Source organism: Novosphingobium rosa NBRC 15208 (assembly GCF_001598555.1).
Classification (GTDB): Bacteria; Pseudomonadota; Alphaproteobacteria; order Sphingomonadales; family Sphingomonadaceae; genus Novosphingobium; species Novosphingobium rosa.
Map to the genome: position 1 here is coordinate 15,383 of NZ_BCZE01000050.1, position 21,090 is coordinate 36,472.

At 66.2% G+C, this 21,090-nt stretch carries 20 protein-coding genes; 16 read left to right on the forward strand and 4 right to left on the reverse strand.

Features of this window, described 5'->3' with window-relative positions:
- Positions 1–125 precede the first annotated feature (125 nt).
- Positions 126–365, reverse strand: coding sequence for a hypothetical protein (locus SR3_RS32460; RefSeq protein ID WP_245653981.1), 240 nt, complete (start codon positions 363–365; stop codon positions 126–128).
- Between SR3_RS32460 and fliD the strand changes: the two genes are divergently transcribed.
- From fliD to SR3_RS18540, 3 genes are all read left to right on the forward strand, one after another.
- Positions 358–1,686, forward strand: coding sequence for a flagellar filament capping protein FliD (gene fliD / locus SR3_RS18530; RefSeq protein WP_245653982.1), 1,329 nt, complete (start codon positions 358–360; stop codon positions 1,684–1,686). The two genes, SR3_RS32460 and fliD, sit on opposite strands and share 8 nt — an antisense overlap.
- A gap of 12 nt (positions 1,687–1,698) precedes the next feature.
- Entirely contained in the window at positions 1,699–2,076 is a 378-nt protein-coding gene (locus SR3_RS18535; RefSeq protein WP_068089660.1) for a flagellar export chaperone FliS, read from the forward strand.
- A gap of 548 nt (positions 2,077–2,624) precedes the next feature.
- The gene (locus SR3_RS18540) at positions 2,625–3,227 is read left to right on the forward strand and encodes a response regulator transcription factor (protein WP_068089663.1); all 603 of its coding nucleotides are present in this window, start codon (positions 2,625–2,627) and stop codon (positions 3,225–3,227) included.
- A 503-nt stretch (positions 3,228–3,730) separates the two neighbouring features.
- On the opposite strand, the gene SR3_RS18545 is transcribed toward SR3_RS18540, so the two are convergent.
- Entirely contained in the window at positions 3,731–4,768 is a 1,038-nt protein-coding gene (locus SR3_RS18545; protein ID WP_068089666.1) for a chemotaxis protein CheB, read from the reverse strand.
- Positions 4,769–5,100: 332 nt separating this feature from the next.
- Between SR3_RS18545 and SR3_RS32465 the strand changes: the two genes are divergently transcribed.
- From SR3_RS32465 to SR3_RS18590, 9 genes are all read left to right on the forward strand, one after another.
- Positions 5,101–6,564 (forward strand): methyl-accepting chemotaxis protein, encoded by a 1,464-nt coding sequence (locus tag SR3_RS32465; RefSeq protein ID WP_068089668.1) that lies wholly within the window; start codon positions 5,101–5,103, stop codon positions 6,562–6,564.
- A 23-nt stretch (positions 6,565–6,587) separates the two neighbouring features.
- Positions 6,588–6,848 carry an STAS domain-containing protein gene (locus tag SR3_RS18555; protein WP_068089675.1) on the forward strand — a complete coding sequence of 87 codons (261 nt, stop codon included), beginning with the start codon at positions 6,588–6,590 and terminating at the stop codon, positions 6,846–6,848.
- Positions 6,845–8,983, forward strand: a complete 2,139-nt coding sequence (locus SR3_RS18560; protein WP_068089677.1) for a chemotaxis protein CheA — start codon at positions 6,845–6,847, stop codon at positions 8,981–8,983. Before SR3_RS18555 ends, SR3_RS18560 begins: the two co-directional genes overlap by 4 nt.
- Positions 8,980–9,885 carry a CheR family methyltransferase gene (locus SR3_RS18565; protein WP_068089679.1) on the forward strand — a complete coding sequence of 302 codons (906 nt, stop codon included), beginning with the start codon at positions 8,980–8,982 and terminating at the stop codon, positions 9,883–9,885. The genes SR3_RS18560 and SR3_RS18565 overlap by 4 nt, the downstream gene beginning before the upstream one ends.
- Positions 9,882–10,892, forward strand: a complete 1,011-nt coding sequence (locus tag SR3_RS18570; RefSeq protein WP_084455703.1) for a protein-glutamate methylesterase/protein-glutamine glutaminase — start codon at positions 9,882–9,884, stop codon at positions 10,890–10,892. The genes SR3_RS18565 and SR3_RS18570 overlap by 4 nt, the downstream gene beginning before the upstream one ends.
- A gap of 14 nt (positions 10,893–10,906) precedes the next feature.
- On the forward strand, positions 10,907–11,461 hold the full coding sequence (locus SR3_RS18575; protein ID WP_245653983.1) for a chemotaxis protein CheD: 555 nt from the start codon (positions 10,907–10,909) through the stop codon (positions 11,459–11,461).
- A 14-nt stretch (positions 11,462–11,475) separates the two neighbouring features.
- Complete coding sequence (locus tag SR3_RS18580; protein ID WP_068089681.1) at positions 11,476–11,841, forward strand: response regulator; 366 nt, start codon at positions 11,476–11,478, stop codon at positions 11,839–11,841.
- A gap of 62 nt (positions 11,842–11,903) precedes the next feature.
- Positions 11,904–12,344, forward strand: coding sequence for a chemotaxis protein CheW (locus SR3_RS18585; protein WP_068089683.1), 441 nt, complete (start codon positions 11,904–11,906; stop codon positions 12,342–12,344).
- Positions 12,341–12,616, forward strand: a complete 276-nt coding sequence (locus SR3_RS18590) for a hypothetical protein (RefSeq protein WP_068089685.1) — start codon at positions 12,341–12,343, stop codon at positions 12,614–12,616. Before SR3_RS18585 ends, SR3_RS18590 begins: the two co-directional genes overlap by 4 nt.
- A 7-nt stretch (positions 12,617–12,623) precedes the next feature.
- Here the strand turns inward: SR3_RS18590 and SR3_RS18595 are convergent, their stop codons facing one another.
- Positions 12,624–13,169 carry a hypothetical protein gene (locus SR3_RS18595; RefSeq protein ID WP_068089687.1) on the reverse strand — a complete coding sequence of 182 codons (546 nt, stop codon included), beginning with the start codon at positions 13,167–13,169 and terminating at the stop codon, positions 12,624–12,626.
- Between the two features lie 333 nt (positions 13,170–13,502).
- Between SR3_RS18595 and SR3_RS18600 the strand changes: the two genes are divergently transcribed.
- The 3 genes from SR3_RS18600 (at position 13,503) to SR3_RS18610 (ending at position 17,946) form a co-directional block, all read left to right on the forward strand.
- A complete protein-coding gene (locus SR3_RS18600) occupies positions 13,503–15,533 on the forward strand; it encodes a GMC family oxidoreductase N-terminal domain-containing protein (RefSeq protein WP_068089688.1) in 2,031 nt (676 codons plus the stop codon).
- Positions 15,534–15,599: 66 nt separating this feature from the next.
- Positions 15,600–17,018 carry an MFS transporter gene (locus SR3_RS18605; RefSeq protein ID WP_307562617.1) on the forward strand — a complete coding sequence of 473 codons (1,419 nt, stop codon included), beginning with the start codon at positions 15,600–15,602 and terminating at the stop codon, positions 17,016–17,018.
- Positions 17,019–17,064: 46 nt separating this feature from the next.
- Complete coding sequence (locus tag SR3_RS18610) at positions 17,065–17,946, forward strand: ROK family protein (protein WP_068089690.1); 882 nt, start codon at positions 17,065–17,067, stop codon at positions 17,944–17,946.
- A gap of 254 nt (positions 17,947–18,200) precedes the next feature.
- Here SR3_RS18610 and SR3_RS18615 read toward each other — a convergent pair whose 3' ends face one another.
- Entirely contained in the window at positions 18,201–19,205 is a 1,005-nt protein-coding gene (locus SR3_RS18615; protein WP_068089692.1) for a LacI family DNA-binding transcriptional regulator, read from the reverse strand.
- 298 nt (positions 19,206–19,503) lie between these two features.
- Here SR3_RS18615 and SR3_RS18620 point away from each other — a divergent pair, with 298 nt between their 5' ends.
- A complete protein-coding gene (locus SR3_RS18620) occupies positions 19,504–21,090 on the forward strand; it encodes a DUF1800 domain-containing protein (RefSeq protein ID WP_245653984.1) in 1,587 nt (528 codons plus the stop codon).

Genomic DNA, 21,090 nt, shown 5'->3' on the forward strand with positions numbered 1-21,090 from the left:
AGGTGGCGCACACGGATTGGGCGCCACTGCCGTAGCCTCGACGTTATCGGAGCGCGAGGGGGTAACACCCCCGCATTTATCTCCTTCCTTCCTGCCTCCCGCCAAAAGTTAATCCGCTTTCATCCTTAAGCCCCGGCGACAGGAGCCGTTCTAACCGTTATGACCACGACATCAGCCACAAGCTCCTCGACAGGGTCCACGGCAGCGACCACGACCACGTCGACGACGAGCACCTCCGCGAGCAAGTCAACGATCGGGTCCCAGATCCTGTCTTCGCTCGGTGTCAACACTGGGGCCAGTCTGACGGGTTTGGCGTCAAGCATCGCGGCGGCGCAATATGCCAGCCAGAACGATGCCTTGAACACGCAGCTTTCCACCGTGCAGCTGCAGATTTCCGAGGCTGGTCAGCTGAAAAGCGATCTGCTGTCGTTTCAAAGCTCGCTGTCGTCGCTGATCGACGGCGGCAATCTGCTGCCTTCGCCCAGCGTGGCCAACAGCTCGGTGGCCACGGCCACGCTGCCTTCGGGCAGCTCGGGCGCGACGAGCAGCTATTCGCTTGAGGTGACCCAGCTCGCCAAGCCGCAGACCATGGCGTCGAGCAGCATGGCCAGCAGCACGACCGTTCAGGGCGGCACGCTGACCTTCAACTTCGGCACGGTGACCAACGGCACCTTCGCCGCCGATTCCACCCATGCCGCCGCCACGATCACCATCCCCGACGGCTCTTCGCTTTCCGCGGTGGCCAGCCAGATCAACAGCGCCAGCATGGGCGTCACCGCCTATGTCACCACCAACACGGATGGTACGCAGCAGCTGGTGATGAAGGGGGCCGAAGGGGCCGCCAACGCCTTCACGATCAGCGCCAGCGGCACCGGAACCACCGGCACCACCAGCCTGTCGGCCCTGGCCTATGATCCCTCCACCGCTTCGGGCAATTATTCGGTGACGCAGCCGGCGACCAACGCCGCCTACACGCTGGACGGCGTGGCGCGCACTAGCACCAGCAACACCATCGCCAATGCCGCCCCCGGCCTGTCGCTGAAGCTGACGGGCACCAACACGGGCAATCCCACGACGGTGAGCTTCGGCGACGCCTCCTCGGGCATCACCACGGCGATGCAGAACATCACCTCGGTGCTGAACCAGCTGGTGGGCGAGATGAACACCGACACCGCCGCCGGGGCCGGTCTGGCCAATGACAGCGGCGCCAAGGCCATGGCACGCCAGTTCTCGCAGCTGGCCGGCACGGTGATCATGCCCAACGCCGCCGCAGGTGCGCCCAAGACGCTGGCCGATCTGGGTCTGGCCACCAACAAGGACGGCACCTTCACGCTGGACACCAGCAAGCTGGCGACCGCGCTGCAGAACAACCCCAGCGCCGTGGCGGCCATGTTCACCAAGAGCGTGAACGGCGTCTATGCCACGGTGAACAAGATGGTCAGCGCGCTGACCACCTCGGCTGACATCAATCCGGGGTCGCTGGCGGGTTCGGTGGCGCGCTACACCACGCTGCAAAGCTCGATCACCACGCAGCAGAGCAATCTGGCCACGTTGCAGAGCCAGTTGCAGACGCGCCTGACCACGCAATACGCCGCCACCGACGCCACGGTGGCCACCTACAACTCGACGTTGTCGTATCTCAAGCAGCAGATCGCCGCTTGGAACAACACGAACAGCAACAACTGAGGGCGATGAGTGATGCTCGCCCTGCGTGATCCTGCTCAGGCCTACCGCCGCGTCGATTTCGAGGCGCGCGTGTCTGGCGCCGACCAGCGAGAGCTGGTGCGGATGTGCTATGAGCGGGTGATCTCTTCGCTGGGCAGCGCCATTCACGCGCATGGCAAGGGCGACAATTCGGTCAAGAGCAAGGCCTTGACCCAGGCCCTGTCGGCCCTCACCGCGCTTCAGGTGGGGGTGAGCGGCGAGGATACGATGGCGGGCGCTCTGGCGCATTTCTACACCGCCGCGCGCCATGCCGTGCTGGACAGCGTGTTGGAGTTCGATGGACGCACGCTGCGCAATGTGCGGCAGGACATCATCGACATCGCCGCGCATCTGATGGGCGGGGACCACTAACAAGGTTTTTGGACCATGCGCTGTCGCGCATGATCGGCGCGGTGTGCCCGGCTTTCGCCGGACCGGTGTTCGCAGGGCTCTGGCGCTCTCGCCGGAATGGTTGGAAGCCGCCCTTCGCCGCAGTGCCACAAGGGGCAGCAGCCCTTGCGCAGCGCGGCATTCCGCGAGTCCCAGGGCCGTCAAGCCGCATGATGCGGATATTCCACAGGATTGGCCGGGCGTGAGTCGCCGCAGCCGCGAATTTTACATGCTGCGCCTGCAAAAATTCAGTCTTTGTTCATGGCTGATGCTGTCTAAGGCCCTCATCCACAGCGCCGCCGCCCCCCTCGGCAGGCAGGAGATAGCCCCATTATGGTAGGAATACCTCGGGGATTTTACTCAGATCTGGATCAAAACGGTTCAAAAAAGGGCCGATATGGGTATTTTTCCATAGCAAGCCCTCAACCCTTCAGTTTCGGACTGAAATGTATTCCGAAATGGAGGAGTTTACCGTCCAAAACCTAGGCAGAACTTGCTAGGCGTTAACCATGAACTCAGGGGGAGCCATCATGACCAACGGGACCAGTCTGTTTCTTGTCGATGGGGATGTTCGGCGTCGCGCGGCGATCTCGCATCTCCTCGCCGGCAGTGACATCCACGTTGAACCGTTTGAAGACGCTTCGGAATTGATCGCACGCTGGCCCAAGAACGGCCTGCTGCTGGTGCATGACGATGGCCGCTCCATCGCCGCTCTGCTGGCCCAGATGGGCCGCTCGGGGCAGTGGCTGCCGGTGATCGGCTTCGCTCAGGCGCCCGAAACCCGCATGGTGGTCCGCGCCGTGCTGGATGGCGCCATCGACTACATCGCCTGGCCCTTCACGCGTGAGGAAATCGGCCATGTCGTGTCCGAGGCGGAGGCCAAGGCCGAAACCTTCGGCAGCGCCAAGCTGCGCGAGGCGCTGGCCCGCAGCCGCGTCGACCGCCTGACCAAGCGTGAGCGTGAAGTGCTGGCCGGCGTGGCCGGTGGCCTCTCCAACCGCATGATCGGCGAGAAGCTGTCGATCTCGCCGCGCACGGTGGAAATTCACCGCGCCAACATGCTCACCAAGATGGGTGCCAATCACACCTCCGAAGCGATCCGCATCGCCATCGAGGCGGCGCTAGTCGACTGAGCCCGGAGCTGTTCGGCGCCGCTGCGGCCATAGCTGCAGCGGACTGCCGATCGCCCGGAACAGCATACAGAACACACTTTGCCATACGTGCTGAGCGTCCTCCCCCTGGGACGCCGGCCGCTGGCATCGGCAAAGCAGAGGCTTCCCTCATTGACCCCACGATGGGCCCGGCAACACCCTGTCGCCCCCATCGCCAAAGCTGTCCCATTCGCTTGCGACACGAATGGGATCACAGAACGGCACAGGCCTGATGGGGTCCATATGGGATGGGGCAACCCTTCCCTTTTCGCCCTTCCGGAAGCCATCCGCTCCGGGAGGGCGTTTCGTGTCCAGTTCCGTGGGCCCTGCCCGTTGCTTCCATAAGCGGGGGCAACCGGCGCGCGCCCGCTCGGCCCGATGGGCAGAACGCCGATCTCAAGCGGAGGGGCCTGCTGATCGCGAGCCCGGCATCAGGGATGATCCAGTCGCTCCAGTTTATTCCGCCGCGCCAACAGGCCCGATCCCTAACGCTGGTGGCACCCTGCGACAATCGCCTCACCCAGCGCGTCGAGCGGCAGCACCGTCTCCACCGCATCCGCCGCAATGGCCGCGGCAGGCGCCTCGCCCACGGTGGCGCTGGCCGGGTCTTCGGCAAAGGTGTGGCATCCCGCGTCGCGCATCAGCTTGAGCCCGCGCGCGCCATCGCTGCCCATCCCCGTCAGCACCGCGCCCACCGCCGGAACCCCGGCCCGCGCGATGGTGCCGAACAGCAGCGTTGCGGAGGGGCGTGCGCCATCCAGCGGATCGCGCAGCACCATGCGCAGATGCGGGAAAGGCGAAGGTTCGAACACCGCATGCTGCTCCGAATCGGAAACGATATGGATCGTGCCCGGCTCCAGCCGCGCGCCATCGGATGCCAGCATCACCCGGCCCGGCATGATCTCTTCCAGACTGTCCAGAAAGACCTGGATCAGCCCCGCCTCGCCCGGCAGCACGATCACCGTGGGCGGGCCATCCTCGGGAAAGCTTTCCAGCAGGTGCGGCAGCGCGTCGATCCCGCCCATCGAGGCCCCCAACGCAATGATCTGGCTGTGCCAGACCGACACCTCGGCGCGCGGCGTGGGCGCGGCGCGCGGACTCGTGCGACGGCGGCGGTTCACATTGGAATTGGCCGCGCTCAGCACCACCTTGCCCAGATGGCTGATGGTTTCGGCAAATTGCTCCAGCGTGGTCTTGAGCGGCTTGGGAAAGCATTCCACCGCGCCCAGCTCCAGCGCCCGCAGCGCGATCTGCGACCCCTCCTGCGTGCGCGAGGAGAGCATCACCACCGGCAACGGGTTGGTGGCCATGATCTCGGCCAGAAAAGCGATGCCGCTCATGCCGGGCATCACCACATCCAGCGTCAGCACATTGGGCTGCAGCAGGGCGATCTGCTGGCGGGCCTCGTCGGCATTGGCCGCCGTGCCCACCACCGTGACCTGCGGCGCGCGCTCCAGCACGTCGCAAAACAGCGCCCGCATCGCGGGGGAATCGTCAACCACCAGAACCCTGGCTTCCTTCATGCCCTGGTCTCCTTCATGGATGCCTATCCTCAAGTCGGCGCCGTCTTATGGCTCTCAAATGGCTACAACAGGGCGCCTGAACCTCTCCTAAACCGCAAGATCACAGTAAATAGCTGTCAGAGATTACGGAGTTCAGCGTAGGCAAGCCCCAAACAAAAACAAGCCACCGCATGGTTGACACCGAGTGACCAAAAGAACCTCAACCAACCGGCATCCATTCCGCAAACCTACGGAGGTACCCACAAACAGGACGTTGCGGCTCAGGCCTTAGGATTAACCACAAGTCATGGGCAGGATTCCGCCACGCATGCCCCGTGATCGTGGAGTATCGAATGTTCGACCGGTTCGAGAAAGACACCCCGCTCCCCGCCAAGCTGCACAGCCTGGCCTGGGCGGTGGTGGCCTGCGCGGCGCTCGGCTTGGCCGGCGCGATCGCTGCATGGCAGGAGATGGTGCCGGTGATCGGCGCCGTGGCGGTGTCCGGCGCGGCGCTGGCGGCCATCGGGCTGATCATGGGGTTGGGCGTGCGGATGATCGCCGCCCCCATCCCCGAGATGGTCGAACGTTTCGAGCTGCTGGCGCAAGGCGATCATGCCGCGCTGGTCGAACACACCGGGCGCGAGGATTGCATCGGCCGCCTCGCCCGCGCCTGCGAGACACTGTGCGGCCACGCCCGGCAGGCCGCCTTGCGCGCCGCTCAGGAAGAGCAGGCCGCCGGCATCCTGCGCGACAGCCTGCGCCAGCTGGCCGACAACCGGCTCGATTGCCAGATCACCGGCCAGCTGCCGCCGCATTACGAAGATCTGCGGCAGGATTTCAACGGCGCCATCGATGCGCTGACCCGGCTGGTGCTCAAGCTGCGTTCGGGCGTCGAATCCCTGCTGAACGGCGCCGACGAGATCCGCGTCGCCACCGAAGATTTCGCCCGGCGCAACGAGCAGCAGGCCACCACGCTGGAAGAAACCGCCATCGCCATGAACCAGACCACGCATGCGGTGCAGCAATCCACGCAGGACATCGCCCAGGCCAAAGGCTTCATGCAGGCCTGCGGCGGCAAGGCAGCGGAAGGCGTCGACGTCATCACCAAGGCGATCAGCGCCATGGTGGGGATCGAGGACTCCACCCGCAAGATCAACGATATCATCGCCATCATCGATGGCATCGCCTTCCAGACCAACCTGCTGGCGCTCAACGCCGGGGTGGAGGCCGCGCGCGCGGGCGATGCCGGGCGCGGCTTCGCAGTGGTCGCCGCCGAGGTCCGCGCGCTGGCCCAGCGCAGTGCGGATGCCGCCCGCGACATCAAGGGGCTGATCAGCACCTCGACCCAGCAGGTGTCGAGCGGTTCGCAGCTGGTGCGCCAGACCGGCGACGTCTTCGACAGCCTGATGGAGCTGGGTGACAAGATCACCGGCCTGATGACCGGGATCAGCACCAATGCCGAAACCCAGGCCAGCAATCTGCATCAGGTGAACAGCGCCGTAGCCGATATGGACCGCACCACCCAGCAGAACGCCGCCATGGTGCAGCAATCCACCGCCGCCGCCCGCAGCCTGGCCGATGAGGCGCGTGAGCTGACCACCACCGTCGCCCATTTCCACACCGCGCCCGGGGCGCAGGCGCCCTTCGCGCTACCCCGGCGCAATGTGCCCCGCGCAAGGCCCCAGCCTGTCACGCAGCCGGCCCCGCTGGCCGCCCCCGCGGCGATGCGCGGCAATCTGGCGCTGAAGGTCGCCGCGCCGCTTCCCGTTTCCACCGCCCAGAGCGCGCCCAATCCCGACGACTGGTCGGAATTCTGACGGCGCCCGAGGAAGGATCGACCATGCGCATCATCCAATTGCCAGCCCGCTGCGACAGGGCCGCCGCTCAGGCGATCCTGCCCGAATTGCAGGCCGCGCTGGGCTCCGGTCCGCTGCAGATCGATGCCAGCGCCACCGAGCAGGTGGGGCAGGCGATGCTTCAGGTGCTGCTGAGCGCGCGGCGCACCGGGGAAGGCGCGCAGATCACCCCCTCCCCCGCCCTGTTGCACACCGCCCAGCTGGCGGGGCTGGACGTGGCCCTTTTCGACCGGAGCGAGGCATGACCCCAGAGGACATTCAGGCGATCTTCTTCGTCGAATGCGAGGAAGCCCAGAGCGCCGCCGAAGCGGGGCTGGCCGCCTGCCGCGCGGGCACGCAGGATGCCGATACGATCCATGCCGTGTTCCGCGCCATCCACTCGATCAAGGGCGGCGCGGGGGCTTTCGGCTTTGCCGCGCTGCAGACCTTTGCCCATGGCTTCGAGACCCTGCTCTCCGAGGTGCGCGAGGGCAATGCGCCGCTCAACCCGCCGCTGGTGGATTTGTTGCTGCGCGCGCTCGACAAGCTGGCCGACCATGTGACCGCCGCGCGCGAGGGGGCGGCCTCGCCTCAGGATTCGGCGCTGCTGATGGAGCTGGAGGCCGCCGCGCGCTATGATGCGGCGGGGCGTTTCGATGCGCCTGTGGCCAAACCCAAGGCCAAGAAGGCCACCCCAAAGGCCGCCGCCCCCTCCCCGACGGACAGTGCGCGGGACGACAGCGCCCTCGATGCCTTGCTGGCCGAACTCTCCGCCCCCTCGCCTGCGCCCGGCGATCAGCCGCGCGAACAGGGCTGGCAGATCTGGCTGCGCCCGCTGGCCGGCGCCATGCGCAATGGCGGCGAACCCTTGCTGCTGCTGCGCGAGCTTTCCGAACTGGGCGCCGTCTGCCTGCAATGCGACACCAGCGCGGTGCCGGGCCTCGACGATCTCGATCCCGATCAGGCCTATCTGGGCTGGACCTTCGTGGTGCCCAAATCGGTCTCCGAAGCCTCGGTGCGCGAGATCTTCGATTTCGCGGGCGACGACTGCCCCATCACCATCGGCGAGGGCGACACCAAATGGGCCGATATGCCCTATCGCCCCGCAGCGCTGTCCCCGCCTCCGCCGCCGCCCGCCGCGGAAGCGCCGGGCGAGGCCCCGCAGATCGACACCGTGCCGGCCAAAACCCCGGCGGCTCCGCCTGTCGGCCAGTCGATCCGCATCGATCTGCTCAAGCTCGACAAGCTGATCGACACGGTGGGCGAGCTGGTGATCGCCCAGGCCATGCTGGCCCAGCGCCTGCACAATGACGGCGTGGCCGCCAATGAAGAATTCAACATGCTCGAGGGGCTGACGCGCGACATTCAGGACAGCGCCATGTCGATCCGCGCCCAGCCGATCGGCAGCGTGTTCAGCCGCGTGCCGCGCATCCTGCGTGAACTGGCGGCCAGCACGGGCAAGCATGTCACGCTGAAAACCTCGGGCGAGGCCACCGAACTCGACAAGACCGTCATCGAGCGTTTGGGCGAGCCGCTCACCCATCTCATCCGCAACGCCGTCGATCATGGCATCGAAAAGCCCGATGAGCGGCTCGCCAGGGGCAAAAGCGCCGATGGCACGCTGACCCTCTCCGCCGAGCATCGCTCGGGCCACATTTTGATCCGCATTGCTGACGATGGCGCGGGGATCGATCATACCCGCGTGCTGGCCAAGGCCGTGGAAAAGGGCATCGTCGCAGCTGACGCGGCACTGACCAAGGAAGAGATTGAAAGCCTGATCTTCGCGCCAGGCTTCTCCACGGCGGCCAGCATCACCAATGTCTCGGGCCGGGGCGTGGGGATGGATGTCGTCCGCCAGAATGTGAAGGAGCTGGGCGGGCGCATCACCATCGATTCCACGCTGGGCAAGGGCACCACCTTCACTCTCACCCTGCCACTCACCCTCGCCATTTCCGACGGCATGATCGTGAAAGTGGGCGACCAGACGCTGGTGGTGCCGCTGGCCCATGTGGTGGAAAGCCTGCGCCCCGCCCCCGCCGATGTGCAGGGCATGGGGGTGGAGAGCATGATGCTCAACGTGCGCGGGCGCTTTATCCCGGTGGTCTCTGTGGCCCATGCGGTGGGCGCGCTCGGCGCCGTGGAGCGGCCAGAGCAGGGCGTGCTGATCGTGGTGGAGACCGAAAGCGCCGGGCAGGCCGCGCTGCTGGTCGACAACATCTGGGATCAGCGGCAGTTCGTCATCAAGAGCCTCGATACGCATTACCGCAGCGTGGAAGGCGTGGCGGGCGCCACCATTCTGGGCGACGGGCGCGTGGCGCTGATCCTCAATGTCGACACGCTGGTGGCACGCGCCGCAGGCCCGCGCCTGACGCTTGAACCCATCGGTCTGGAGGCGGCATGACGGGCGAGACCGCCCCTGCTGTTCCCAAGGCCTCCACGCCGCCTGCGCCTCTGTTCGAGGCGCTGCCCGGCGTGAGCCCGAACGTCTATGGCGAGAAGGACTTCCTCGCCATGGCGCAGATGATGCGCGCCGAAGCCGGGATCATGCTGCCGCCCGGCAAGGCCATTCTGGTCTATTCGCGGCTGGCACCGCTGGTGCGCGCCAGCAATCTGGGCACCTTCGCGGCCTATATCGTGATGATCGGCAAGAATGCCGAGGAGCGCCGCAAGGCCGTCTGCGCGCTGACCACCAACCACACCTTCTTCTACCGCGAGGCCCATCACTTCGAGCATTTCGCCCGCGAGGTGCGCCCGCAGCTGGTCGAGATGCTCGACGCCGGGGAAGCGGTGCGCCTGTGGTCGGCGGGCTGTTCCAGCGGCGAGGAGGTGTTTTCGCTGGCCATGGCCATGCTGGGGCCGGACCGTTCCGAGGGGCGGCGGCTGGCGAAACTCGATCTGCGCATTCTGGGCAGCGACATCGCCGATCCGCCGCTGATCAAGGCGCGGCAGGGGCGTTACGATCTGCGCGATGTCACCCATCTGCCGGGAGCGCTGCGCACCGCATGGGCCAGCGCCGACGCCACCCATCTGGAGGTCGGCCCCGAACTGCGCGAGATCGTGCAGTTCAAGCGGCTCAACCTGCATCAGGACTGGCCGATGCGGCGCAGCTTCCAGCTGATCCTGTGCCGCAATGTGATGATCTATTTCGACCAGCCCACCAAGCAGAAGCTGGTGACGCGGCTGGCGCAGCAACTGGTGCCCGGCGGCTTTCTCTACATCGGCCACAGCGAGCGGGTCAGCGGCCCGGGCGAGGCGCTGCTCGAACATGTTGGCCCCACGATCTACCGCAGGAGGGAAACGTGACCATCCGCGTGCTGATCATCGATGATTCGCCCACCATGCGCGCCGTGCTGGGCGCCCGCCTGTCGGGCCTGCGCGACATTCATGTGGTGGGCGTGGCCTGCAACGCCACCGAAGGGCGCGCCGCCATCAAGGAGCTGGAGCCCGATGTCGTCACGCTGGACATCGAGATGCCCGGCATGAACGGCCTCGATTTCCTCGACAAGATCATGACCTTGCGGCCCATGCCGGTGATCATCGTTTCGGGCCTGACGCGTGAAGGATCGGATGCCACGGCGCGCGCTTTGGCGCTGGGCGCGGTGGATTGCTACTGCAAGAGCGACCATGCCGGCTCCGCGCTGGAAGACGGCGGCAGGCTGGCCGAGATGGTGCGCAATGCCGCCAAGGTGCGGGTGCGGCGGCATGATACGCCCGCCATCTCGCAACCGGTGCGCCGCGCGGCCCATGCCGCCGAGACCGATCTGATCGCCATCGGCTCCTCCACCGGCGGGGTGGAGGCGCTTCAGGTGCTGCTGCGCGGCTTCCCCGAGGATTGCCCGCCCACCATGATCGTGCAGCATGTCGACAGCCGCTTTGCCCCGGCCATCGCCCGCACGCTGGATGCCGCCTGCCCCGCCAGCGTGCTGCTGGCCGAGCCCGACATGCCGCTGCGGCGCGGCCACGTCTATCTGGCGCCGGGCAATGACCGGCATATGATGATGGCGGGCAAGGCATCGATGTATATCAAGATGCGGCCCGGCGACCCGGTCTCGGGCCATCGGCCTTCGGTCGATGCACTGTTCCATGCGGTGGCGCAGCATGCCGGATCGCGCGCGGTGGGCATTTTGCTGACCGGCATGGGTGCCGATGGCGCCAAGGGCCTGCTGGCCATGGCCCGCGCGGGCGCGCTCACCATCGCGCAGGATGAGGCGACTTCCACCGTCTTCGGCATGCCGCGCGCGGCCATCGCGCTGGGTGCGGCCCAGGTGGTGGCGCCGCTGGCGCGCATCGCCCAGCATGCGTTGACGTGAGGGGGGGAGCAGCGATGTCGATGCATTTCGCCCCTCCGGTTTCCTCCATCACGCGGATCAGCATTCTGCAGGGACAATCGCAGATCTCGGACCAGCCGCTGGCGGAGTTCTCCACCCTGCTGGGCAGCTGCGTGGCGACCTGCCTGTTCGATCCGGTGGCGCAGGTGGGCGGCATGAACCATTTCCTGCTGGCCGAACCGCCCGCCTCCGCCTGCCTCGCCGATTTCGACGAGCATTACGGCGTCTATCTGATGGAAGTGCTGATCAACGACATGCTGGCCCATGGCGCGGCCAAGGCACGGCTGCGCGCGCATCTCTATGGCGGCGCCAATCTCAACGCCGGGCTGGAGCGCATCGGCCTGCGCAACGCCGAGTTCGCCCGGCAGTTCCTGACCCATGAAGGCATCACCATCGCGCGCGAGGATCTGGGCGGCATTCACGCCCGCCGCGTCGATTTCCGCCCGGCGCGCGGTCAGGTGCGCTGCCGCATCGTTGAAAACACGCTGGTTTCTCCCACCACTCCAACCCCGCGTCCGCAACGTGCGGACGGCAACGTCGAACTTTTCTAGAAAGCGAGCCATCCATGACCACCCGAATTCTGACCGTTGATGACAGCGCCAGCATGCGCGCCCTGTTGAACCATGCCCTGACCGGCCATGGCTTCGACGTGGCGCAGGCCGAGGATGGCGAAGTCGCCCTCGAATGGCTGGCGATGAACGAGGTCGATGTCGTCATCACCGATATCAACATGCCCCGCCTCGACGGCTTCGGCCTGATCGAGCGCCTGCGCCAGGGCAGCCGCCACCGCGACCGGCCCATTCTGGTGCTGACCACCGAAAGCAGCGAGGAAAAGAAGGCCCGCGCCCGTCAGGCCGGGGCCACCGGCTGGATCATCAAGCCTTTCGATCCGGAAAAGCTGGTCGCTGCGGTTCGTCGCGTCGCTCACTGAACCGGGGCATTCATCGCCTCGCTCACCGAATCGCAAACTTTTGCAGGGCAGGATAGCATCCCATGCAGCGCGAACTCATCACCTTCGAAGTGGCCGGGCAGGTCTTCGGCCTCGACATCATGGCGATCCGCGAGATCCGCGCATGGACCCCGACCACCCGCCTGCCCCATGTTCCCGCCTATGTGGCGGGCGTGGTCAATCTGCGCGGCACGGTGCTGCCGGTGGTCGATCTTGCCGCAAGGCTGGGCTGGGAGCCCACGGCGCCCACTCCGCGCCATGCGATCATCGTCACCCAGCTGGGCGGCAAGTCCTGCGGGCTGATCGTCGACGCCGTCAGCGATATCGTCACCATCGATGGCGACACGCTGCAGCAGCCGCCCACCACCAGTGGCGATCCCATCGTCAGCTTTCTGGAAGGACTGGCCGCCATCGACGAGCGGATGGTGATGGTGCTCAATCTGGCGGCGCTGGCCGAAGACCATCAGGCAGGTGAAGCGGCATGACCGATGAACGCCATATTGCGGCGCATCTGACCACCGTGGCCGATGTGCTTCACGAACTGGCCGCCGAGATCGAGGATCTGGGCACGGTGCTGTGCATCGACCCCGCCGTGATGAGCAGCCATCTGCGCACGCTGCAGTCGATCGATCTGATTGCCCAGAAGCAGCGCTGGCTGGCCACGCTGCTACAGGCCGACTGCCCCTTGTCCGCCGTGAACACCATCGGGGTGGAGGCGCTGAAGGCGCGCTTTTCGCCGCCCAGCGGGCCGAACTAACCAGCCATCAATGCAGGGCAATGCCTGCGGGGCGGCGATAGGGATCGTCCCGCAGGGGATCGGTCGCGGCCAGAGCCGTGTCGCCGGCCAGAGGGGCATCGCCAAAGGCAGAGGCCTCGCAGCGAATCATCGGCGCCTCAACCTCCGGGGCGAGCGAGGCCAGCGCCGCAGCCAGCGCCGAAACCAGCGCCAGCGCGGGGGTCGTGCCCTCGCTGGTCATTTCCTCTTCCAGTCCGGGCAGCAGCACCGAGGCCAGGCAGGTGCCATCGCCATTGCGGCTGAGCAGGAAGCTGCCGCTTTCGGGAATCAGCGCCAGCGCCGCCGTATCATGCGCGCCGGCGGACAGCAGCGTGTCGAACTGAGCCAGCGGCGGCAGGTGATCGCCCAGCAGGCTGTCGGTCTCGGGCAGGCAGGCCAGCAGGTGATAGGCCATGCGCAGCATCGCATTCTCATCCTGCACGGGCGCCAGAGCGCTCATCCGGCACAGATCGGTCAGGCGCAGCCGCCATTCGCGGATGGTGATCGGCATTCTGGTCAGCAGCGAAGCGGTCATGAGCATATTCCTTGTCGTCACGACAAGCGTGCGCCCGCACAGTGCAGGCAATCAACACTGCAGTAACGACGACCCGACAAGAAAGTGTCCCAAAAAGGGGAAACCGGCGAATCCCCGCAAGCCGATTCCGCCTCCCGTGCGAAATCGGCACAATGTCTGGCGCAATTCTCGCAGTTGCAACATCCGTAGAATCCCGTGAAATTTAGGTCTATTTCCGTAAACGATTGCAACTGCTTGCCTACTTTCTGGCCACAACTTAGCCTTTTCTATGCGCCGACTGCCACGCCGCCTCCCGGCGACTCGGCGCGCTTCAGGGACAGCCCAAGGACACTCATGCCGCAGCTCTATTTCAACCACCTTCAGACCGGCTTCCTGCGCGCTCTGGCCGAAGCGCTCTTCGACGATTTCACCGAGATGGCGATCACCACCGATCAGGTGGTGGACAATCTGCAGACCATCTTCAGCATGATCGGCGGCACCAAGGCGCAAGAGATCAGCACCGCCGTCACCCTGGCCGATATCGCCATGGGCCCGCTGTTCACGGCGCTTTCCATCGAACACCGCAAGGAGCGCATCGAACACCGCATGCGCGACACAGAGTTCTATCTTTTCAAGGATATGGCCCGTCTGCGCGCGTTGCTCTATTTCAGCTATTACGGCTATTGGCAGGACGCCGAGGACGGCGACGCCATGATCGAGGGGCAGAAGGCCAATCAGGACAATCCGGTCCATCGCCAGATCGACTTCACCCTGCCGCTGTATCGCGAGCGCACGCCGGAAGAACGCCCCCTCACCCGCATCGCCGGGCGCGACATCAACCCGCGCCATGTCATCAACCGCGAGATGGTGGCCGATGATATCGACATCATCGTGATCGGCTCGGGATCGGGCGGATCGGTTTCGGCGCGCAATCTGGCGCGGCGCGGCTACAAGGTGCTGATGGTGGAGGCCGGGCCTTTCTACCCCTCCTACAACATCACCCATGAAGAACGGGCGATGGCCTCGCATCTTTTCAAGCATGGCGCACTGCAATCCAGCAAGAACGATGAGTTCATCGTCTTTCAGGGCCGCAATGTCGGCGGGTCGCCCACGATCAACAATGGCATCTGCATCCATCTGTTCGACGATCCGCTCACCCATCCGGATGCCCCCAACCCGCTCGACCTGTGGGACACAATGGGCGCCTCGCTCGACCGCAAGCGGATGAGCGCCAGCTTCGATGCGGTGCAGGATTACCTCCAGATCCGCCCCATCGAGCCGCAATCCTCGCGCAGCAACGGCCCGCATCTGCTGCGCGGCTGGGGCAAATTCGTCACGCAGACCGATGAGGCCTGGGCGCAGCGCGCCAAGGCCGGCTGGTTCTCCAAGAATTTCGGCCCCTCGGGCACGGACGACGCCTGCGCCTATTGCGGCTATTGCAACACCGGCTGCGGCTATGGGCGGCGCAACGGCATGGGGCAAAGCTATCTGCCCGATGCCTGCGCCAACCACGGCATGCGCATCCTCGACCGCACCCGCGTCGAGCGCATCCTCTGGCAGAAGCTGCCCCATGGACGCCGCCGCGCCACCGGCGTGGAAATCATCGACGAGGATGGCGTGAAGCAGACCATCGCCGCGAAAAAGGGCGTGGTGGTGGCCTGCGGCACCATCGCCTCCTCGCTGCTGCTGGACCGTTCGGATGTGGATGGCACGGGCAAGGGCATTTCGCTCAACATCGCCTCGCCCATCCCCTGCCTGATGCCCGAGGGCACCAGCCCGGCGTGGGACGAGGACCAGATGGCCACCATGGTCGATTGCGGCGATTTCCTGCTGGAAAGCCATTTCCAGCCGCCGCTCTCCATGGCCTCGCTGATGCCGGGCTGGTTCGGCGAGATGGACCGGCGAATGCGCAACTACAGCCGGATCTGCTCGGCGGGCGTGCTGTTCCCCGGCGACCGGCGCGGGCATATCTCGGGCGGCAAGCTGGATTTCCAGCTGGAGGAGTGGGACCGCGCCCTGCTGCGCCGCGCCGCCGCCACGCTGACCAGGGTGCATTTCGCCGCTGGCGCGCTGGAGGTGTGGCCCGCCACGCTGAAGGGACAAACCCTTTACCCCGGCGACGATATCGACGCCTTCTTCGAGGAAGCGATCCGCGCGCCGGGCGATGTCACCCTGTCATCCTCGCACCCCCATGGCGGCAATCCGATCCATTGCGAAGCCGATGAGGGCGTGGTTGACACCGAATTGCGCGTGCATGGCACGGAGAATGTGCTGGTCACCGATGCCAGCGTCTTCCCGTCCTGCATTCGCGTGAATGCGCAATTCTCGACCATGGCCATCGCGCATTACGCCACCGGCTTTGGAGATCCCTTTGCAGGCTGCTGAAAGAAGGCACAAAATCGAAACGCGGGCGTTCTTTTAGAACCCTGACAGGCAGGAGGAGAAAGGATCGTGATCCAGTCCACTCCATCGGGCGCAGCGCAGCCTGCGCAACGGCCACGCCTGTCGCTGCTGCGCATTCTGGAGATGAATCTGGGCTTCCTCGGCCTGCAGTTCAGCTTCGGATTGCAGCAGGGCAATATGGTGCCGATCTACAGCTGGCTGGGCGCCGATCCCGCCCATATCCCGCTGCTGCAACTGGCAGGCCCCGTCACGGGCCTGCTGGTCCAGCCGCTGATCGGGGCCCTGTCAGACCGCACGCTCAGCCGCTTCGGGCGGCGCACGCCCTATTTCCTGATCGGGGCGATCACCTGCAGCCTGTGCCTGCTGGCCATGCCCTTTTCCACCTCGGTGCTCATGGCCGCCAGCCTGCTCTGGCTGCTGGACGCGGGCAACAACATCTCCATGGAGCCCTACCGCGCCTATGTCGCCGATCGGCTGAGCGAAGACCAGCACGCCAGCGGCTTCCTGATGCAGAGCGCGCTCACCAATCTGGGCCATGGCTTCGCGCATCTCAGCCCCTCGATCATGGTCTATCTGCTGGGCGTGGACAGCCATGCGATCGACGCGCACCATATTCCCGCCGTCACCCATCTGGCCTTTGTGATCGGCGCGGTGCTGTCTCTGACGACGATCCTGTGGTCCGTGCTGCGCGTGCCCGAACTGCCCTTGAGCCCGCAGGAACAGGCGGGGATCGCCGCGGCCTCCCACTCCCCCCGCGCCACGCTGGCGGAGATCGCGGAAGCGATGCGCGCCATGCCCAAACCCATGCGCCAGATGCTGGGGATGAGCCTGTTCCAGTGGTACGCACTATGGATCTATTGGTCCTATGCCGCGCTTTCCATCGCCCGCTCAGCCTACGAGACTGCCGACAAAACCGGCCAGCCCTTCCGCGAGGCCGTGCTGACCCAGCAGCAGATGGGCGCGCTTTACGCCTTTATCGGCGTGGGCGCGGCGCTGGCGATGATGCCGCTGGGCCGCCGCTGGGGCCGCGCCCGCCTGCATGCCGCCTGCCTGACGCTCGCCGGGCTGAGCCTGCTGTGGCTGCCGCTGGTGGGCCCCGCGCAGGCCGATCCCGCCAGCCTGACCGCGCGATGGTTCTCGGCGCTGGCCATGCCCGGGCTGGGGCTGCATCCGGGGCTGATGCTCACCGCGCTAGGCATGGGGCTGGGCTGGTCCAGCATCATGGGCAACCCCTATGCCATCATCGCCCGCGCCATCCCGCCGCAGCGCAACGGCGTCTATATGGGCATCTTCAACATGATGGTGGTGACGCCCATGATCCTCAATTCGCTCACCTTCGGCTGGATCTACAACCATCTGCTCGGCAGCGACCCGCGCCGCGCCATCACCCTTGCCGGCGCGCTGATGCTCTGCGCCGCGCTCAGCATGATCCCCCTTTGCCGGGCAGAAGCCACCACGCGCCATTGAGCCCTGCCCCGCCCCCCGCTACACCAGCCCACGAAAGAGAGGTCCCATGGCAGACTTTGGCCTGATCGAGGCAGGCGGCACCAAATTCGTGCTGGGCATCGCGGATGAAACCCGCACCATCCACGCCCGCCACCAGATCCCCACCACCACGCCCGCCGAAACGCTGGGCACGGCCGTGGCCTGGTTCCGGGATCAGGGACTGATCCCCGAAGCCATCGGCATCGCCAGCTTCGGCCCGCTCGACCTCAACCGCGCCTCGCCCACATGGGGCCAGATCACCCGCACCCCCAAGCCGCACTGGACCGGCGCCGATCTGATCGCCCCCTTCACCAAGGCCTTCGCCTGCCCCGTCGCCCTCGACACCGACGTCAATGGCGCGGCCCTCTCCGAATATCGCTGGGGCGCGGGCGTGGGGCACCAGTCGCTGCTCTACCTCACCATCGGCACCGGCATCGGCGGCGGCTTCGTGAGCGCCGGAGGCCATGGAGGCACCCTGCTGCACGGCCTCTCCCACCCCGAAATGGGCCATATCCGCATCGCCCGCCACCCGCAGGATCAGAACTACCCCGGCTTCTGCCCCTTCCACGGCGATTGCCTCGAAGGCCTCGTCGCGGGCCCCGCGGTGAAAGGCCGCTGGGACGCATCCCTGTCCGACCTGCCCACAGACCACCCCGCACACGCCATCATCGCATGGTATATCGGCCAGGCGATCTGCACCTTTCAGGCGATCATGGAACCCGCCCGCATCGTGCTGGGCGGCGGGGTGATGCATGCGCCGGGGCTGATCGAGATGGTGCGCGAAAGCGCGGTGTCATGGGGCGGCGGCTATTTTACCGGTGATCCTGCGGGGATCATCGTGCCGCCCGCTCTGGGGGATAATGCCGGGCTGCTGGGGGCCTTGGCGCTGGTTCTGGATGAAGAAGGGTAAAGAGAGAAAGGCGAGGGCCACCGCCCTCGCGCTCCCTTTACTGTCTACGTTGCGCGCAACCTATCCGGCAGGCGCGAATTCATAGCGCCGCAGGCTTTAAGCCCTCCGCAGCGCTTGGTTTATGGAGAACTGCCTGCGGCGCTTCACCTTGCGCAGGTGGAGAGCCAGGGCGCAACGATCGGGCGCCACGGCCCATGCAGCGGGAGACGTCATGGGAGCGCGAGGGGATAACCCCCTCGCATCTTCCTTCTTGCTTAACTGGAAAGCCTGACCACCAATTCCGGCTGCATCACCACGCTCTGGGTCTCCTCGCCAGCGATGCGCCGCAGCAGCATATCGACCAGATGCTCCGCCCCCCGCGTCAGTTCCTGCGCCACGGTGGTGAGGCGCGGCGAGGTCTGCTCGCCCAGCGCCAGACCGTCATAGCCGACCACCCGCACATCGCCCGGCACCGAAAGCCCCTGCTCGGCCAGCACGCGCAGGGCGCTCATGGCGATCACGTCCGAGGCCGCGACGATGCCCTGAGGGCGCTGGCCTTCCTGCGACAGGAAGCGCGCGATATCCGGGTGCGCCGCTTCCGCCACCAGATGCGCGGGCAACACGGTCAGTTGGTCGGCCAGACCGGCGCGGGCCATGGCGTCGCGCGCGCCTTCGAGACGCTGGGAGATTTCCGGTGCGCCAGGGTCACCGAAGAAGGCGATGCGCTGGCAGCCGCGCTCGATCAGGTGGCTGGCGGCCAGATCGCCGCCCTTGCGGTTGTCCGAACCGACCGAGCAATAGCTCTGTCCTGGGGTGTGGCCGCCCCAGACCACCAGCGGGCGGTAGTGGCCCGCCACCAGATCCAGCGCGGCGGACTGGTCGGACTGGCCGATGACGATCACGCCGTCGACGCGGCCCGAGCCGGTGATGCGGTCCAGCCAGCGGTCATCGGTGGGGATCACGCGGCTGAGCAGCAGGTCATAGCCGCGCTCGGTGAGGGCGTCGGCCAGCAAGCCCAGCATGGTGATGAAGAAAGGATCGGAGATGTGCTGCCCGGTCTCGTGGCCCAGCGGGATCAGCACGCCGATGGCGCCGGTGCGCTGGATGCGCAGGTTGCGGGCCAGCACATTGGGGCGGAAGCCATGTTCATCGGCCAGCGCCTGAATACGGTCGCGCGTTTTCTGGCTGATCAGCGCCGATCCGGCCAGCGCGCGTGAAACGGTCCCTGTCGATACGCCGGCCAGTTCGGCCAGTTCCTTGATGTTCTTGATCCGGTTCATATTGTTTTTTGCCGCTGCCGGCCCCCTCTTGGCGCGCGTTGTTTTCTGCGACTTACAAACAATTGCAAGGTATTTCTTCATCGTGGGTTCAGGCAAGGGTGCGGCGCAGTTGCCCCATAGGCGCCTGCGATGGAATTAGGGCGCGGAAACAGGGCGATACCGCACCATATCGTTTCATCGCGGCGGTCGGTCATTCAGGCGCGGCGCGACGCTGGCGTTCACCCTTTGCTCACGATAAAAGAGTCATAAAAACGCCCGGACGTCCGCCCGTGGAAGGCGTCATAAGGCAAACCGCCCCATGTCGATAACACGCTCGATGAACACCGCACTGATCGCCACCAGCCGCTTTGGTCTGGGCGCCGGCCCGCAGGACGCGCGCATCGATGATCCGCGCCGCTGGATCGAGGATCAGTTCGTGCGTTACCAGGCCGCCATCGGCGGTGCCGATCTGCTGGCCAGCGCCACGCAGATCTCGCAGGATCTGATGGATTATCAGGCGGCGCAAAAGGCGTTCAATCAGGCCAAGACGGCGCAGGCCAAACTGGCGGCGAACGGCGCTCCCGCGATGCCGCCCCCTGGCGCCTCCGCCATGCTGCCCATCACCGCGCCCCCGAAACCGACAGGCTTCACCCCGCCCCCGCCGATGGGCATGGCCCCCGCCGCGATGCCCGCGGCAATGCCAGCCCCGCCCGGCGCCTTGCCGCCCGCACCCAAATCCATCGTTCAGGCGCAATATTACCTTCAGGCCGGTCGCCGCATCCGCAATGCCGTGACCACCGACACGCCTTTCGTCGAGCGGATGGTGCATTTCTGGTCCAACCACTTCGCAATCTCCACCGAACAGATGGCGGTGCAGGGCCTTGGCGGGCTGATGGAGTTCGAGGCGATCCGCCCCCATGTGCTGGGCCGCTTCGAGGATATGCTCTTTGCGGTCGAGCGCCATCCGGCCATGCTGCTCTATCTGCAGCAGGCGCAATCCTCGGGCCCGGGCAGCAAGGTGGGGCTGGATGCGGCGAAGCATGGCCGCAAGGTGGGGTTGAACGAAAACCTCGCGCGGGAAATCATGGAGCTGCACACGCTGGGCGTGCGCAGCGGTTATACGCAGGCGGATGTCACCGAATTCGCCCGCGCGCTGACCGGCTGGACCGTGACCGGCATCGCGCGCGGCGGCCTGCCCAAGGCGCTGACCGATCCGCTGCCGGTGGGCAGCTTCGTCTTCGTCGACACAATCCATGAGCCGGGTGCGCGCAAGATCCTTGGCAAGACCTATGCGCCGCAGGGCGAGATGCAGGGCCGCACCATTCTGGCCGATTTCGCGCGCCACCCCGCCACCGCTCACCATATCGCCACCAAGCTGGCGCGCCATGTGGTGGCCGACGATCCGCCGCCCGCGCTGGTCAAGCATCTGGCGAAGGCCTATCTCTCCAGCGACGGCGACCTGCCCACGCTCTATCGCGCGCTGATCGAGGCCAAGGAGGCGTGGAAACCGAGCCCCGCCAAATTCCGCGATCCATGGCTGTGGACCATCGCCGTGTACCGCGCGCTGGGCCCGGCGGGCGCCGAGGCGCTGGGCAAGACCAACGACCATGCGCTGGTCGACAGCCTGACCGATCTGGGCCAGACGATCTGGCGCCCCGGCTCGCCTGCCGGTTACGATGACATCGCCGCCAGCTGGGCGGCCCCCGATGCGCTGCTGCGCCGGGTCGAGCTGGCCAGCCGGGTGGCGGGGCAGGCCGGCGCCTCGATCCGCGATCCGCGCGCTTTGGCGCAGCATCTGTTCAGCAGCGACCTCTCGCCCGCCACCGCCGCCGCCGTCGCCGGGGCGGAATCGCCGCGGCAGGGGCTGGCGCTGCTGCTCGTCTCGCCTGAAATGCTGAGGTGCTGA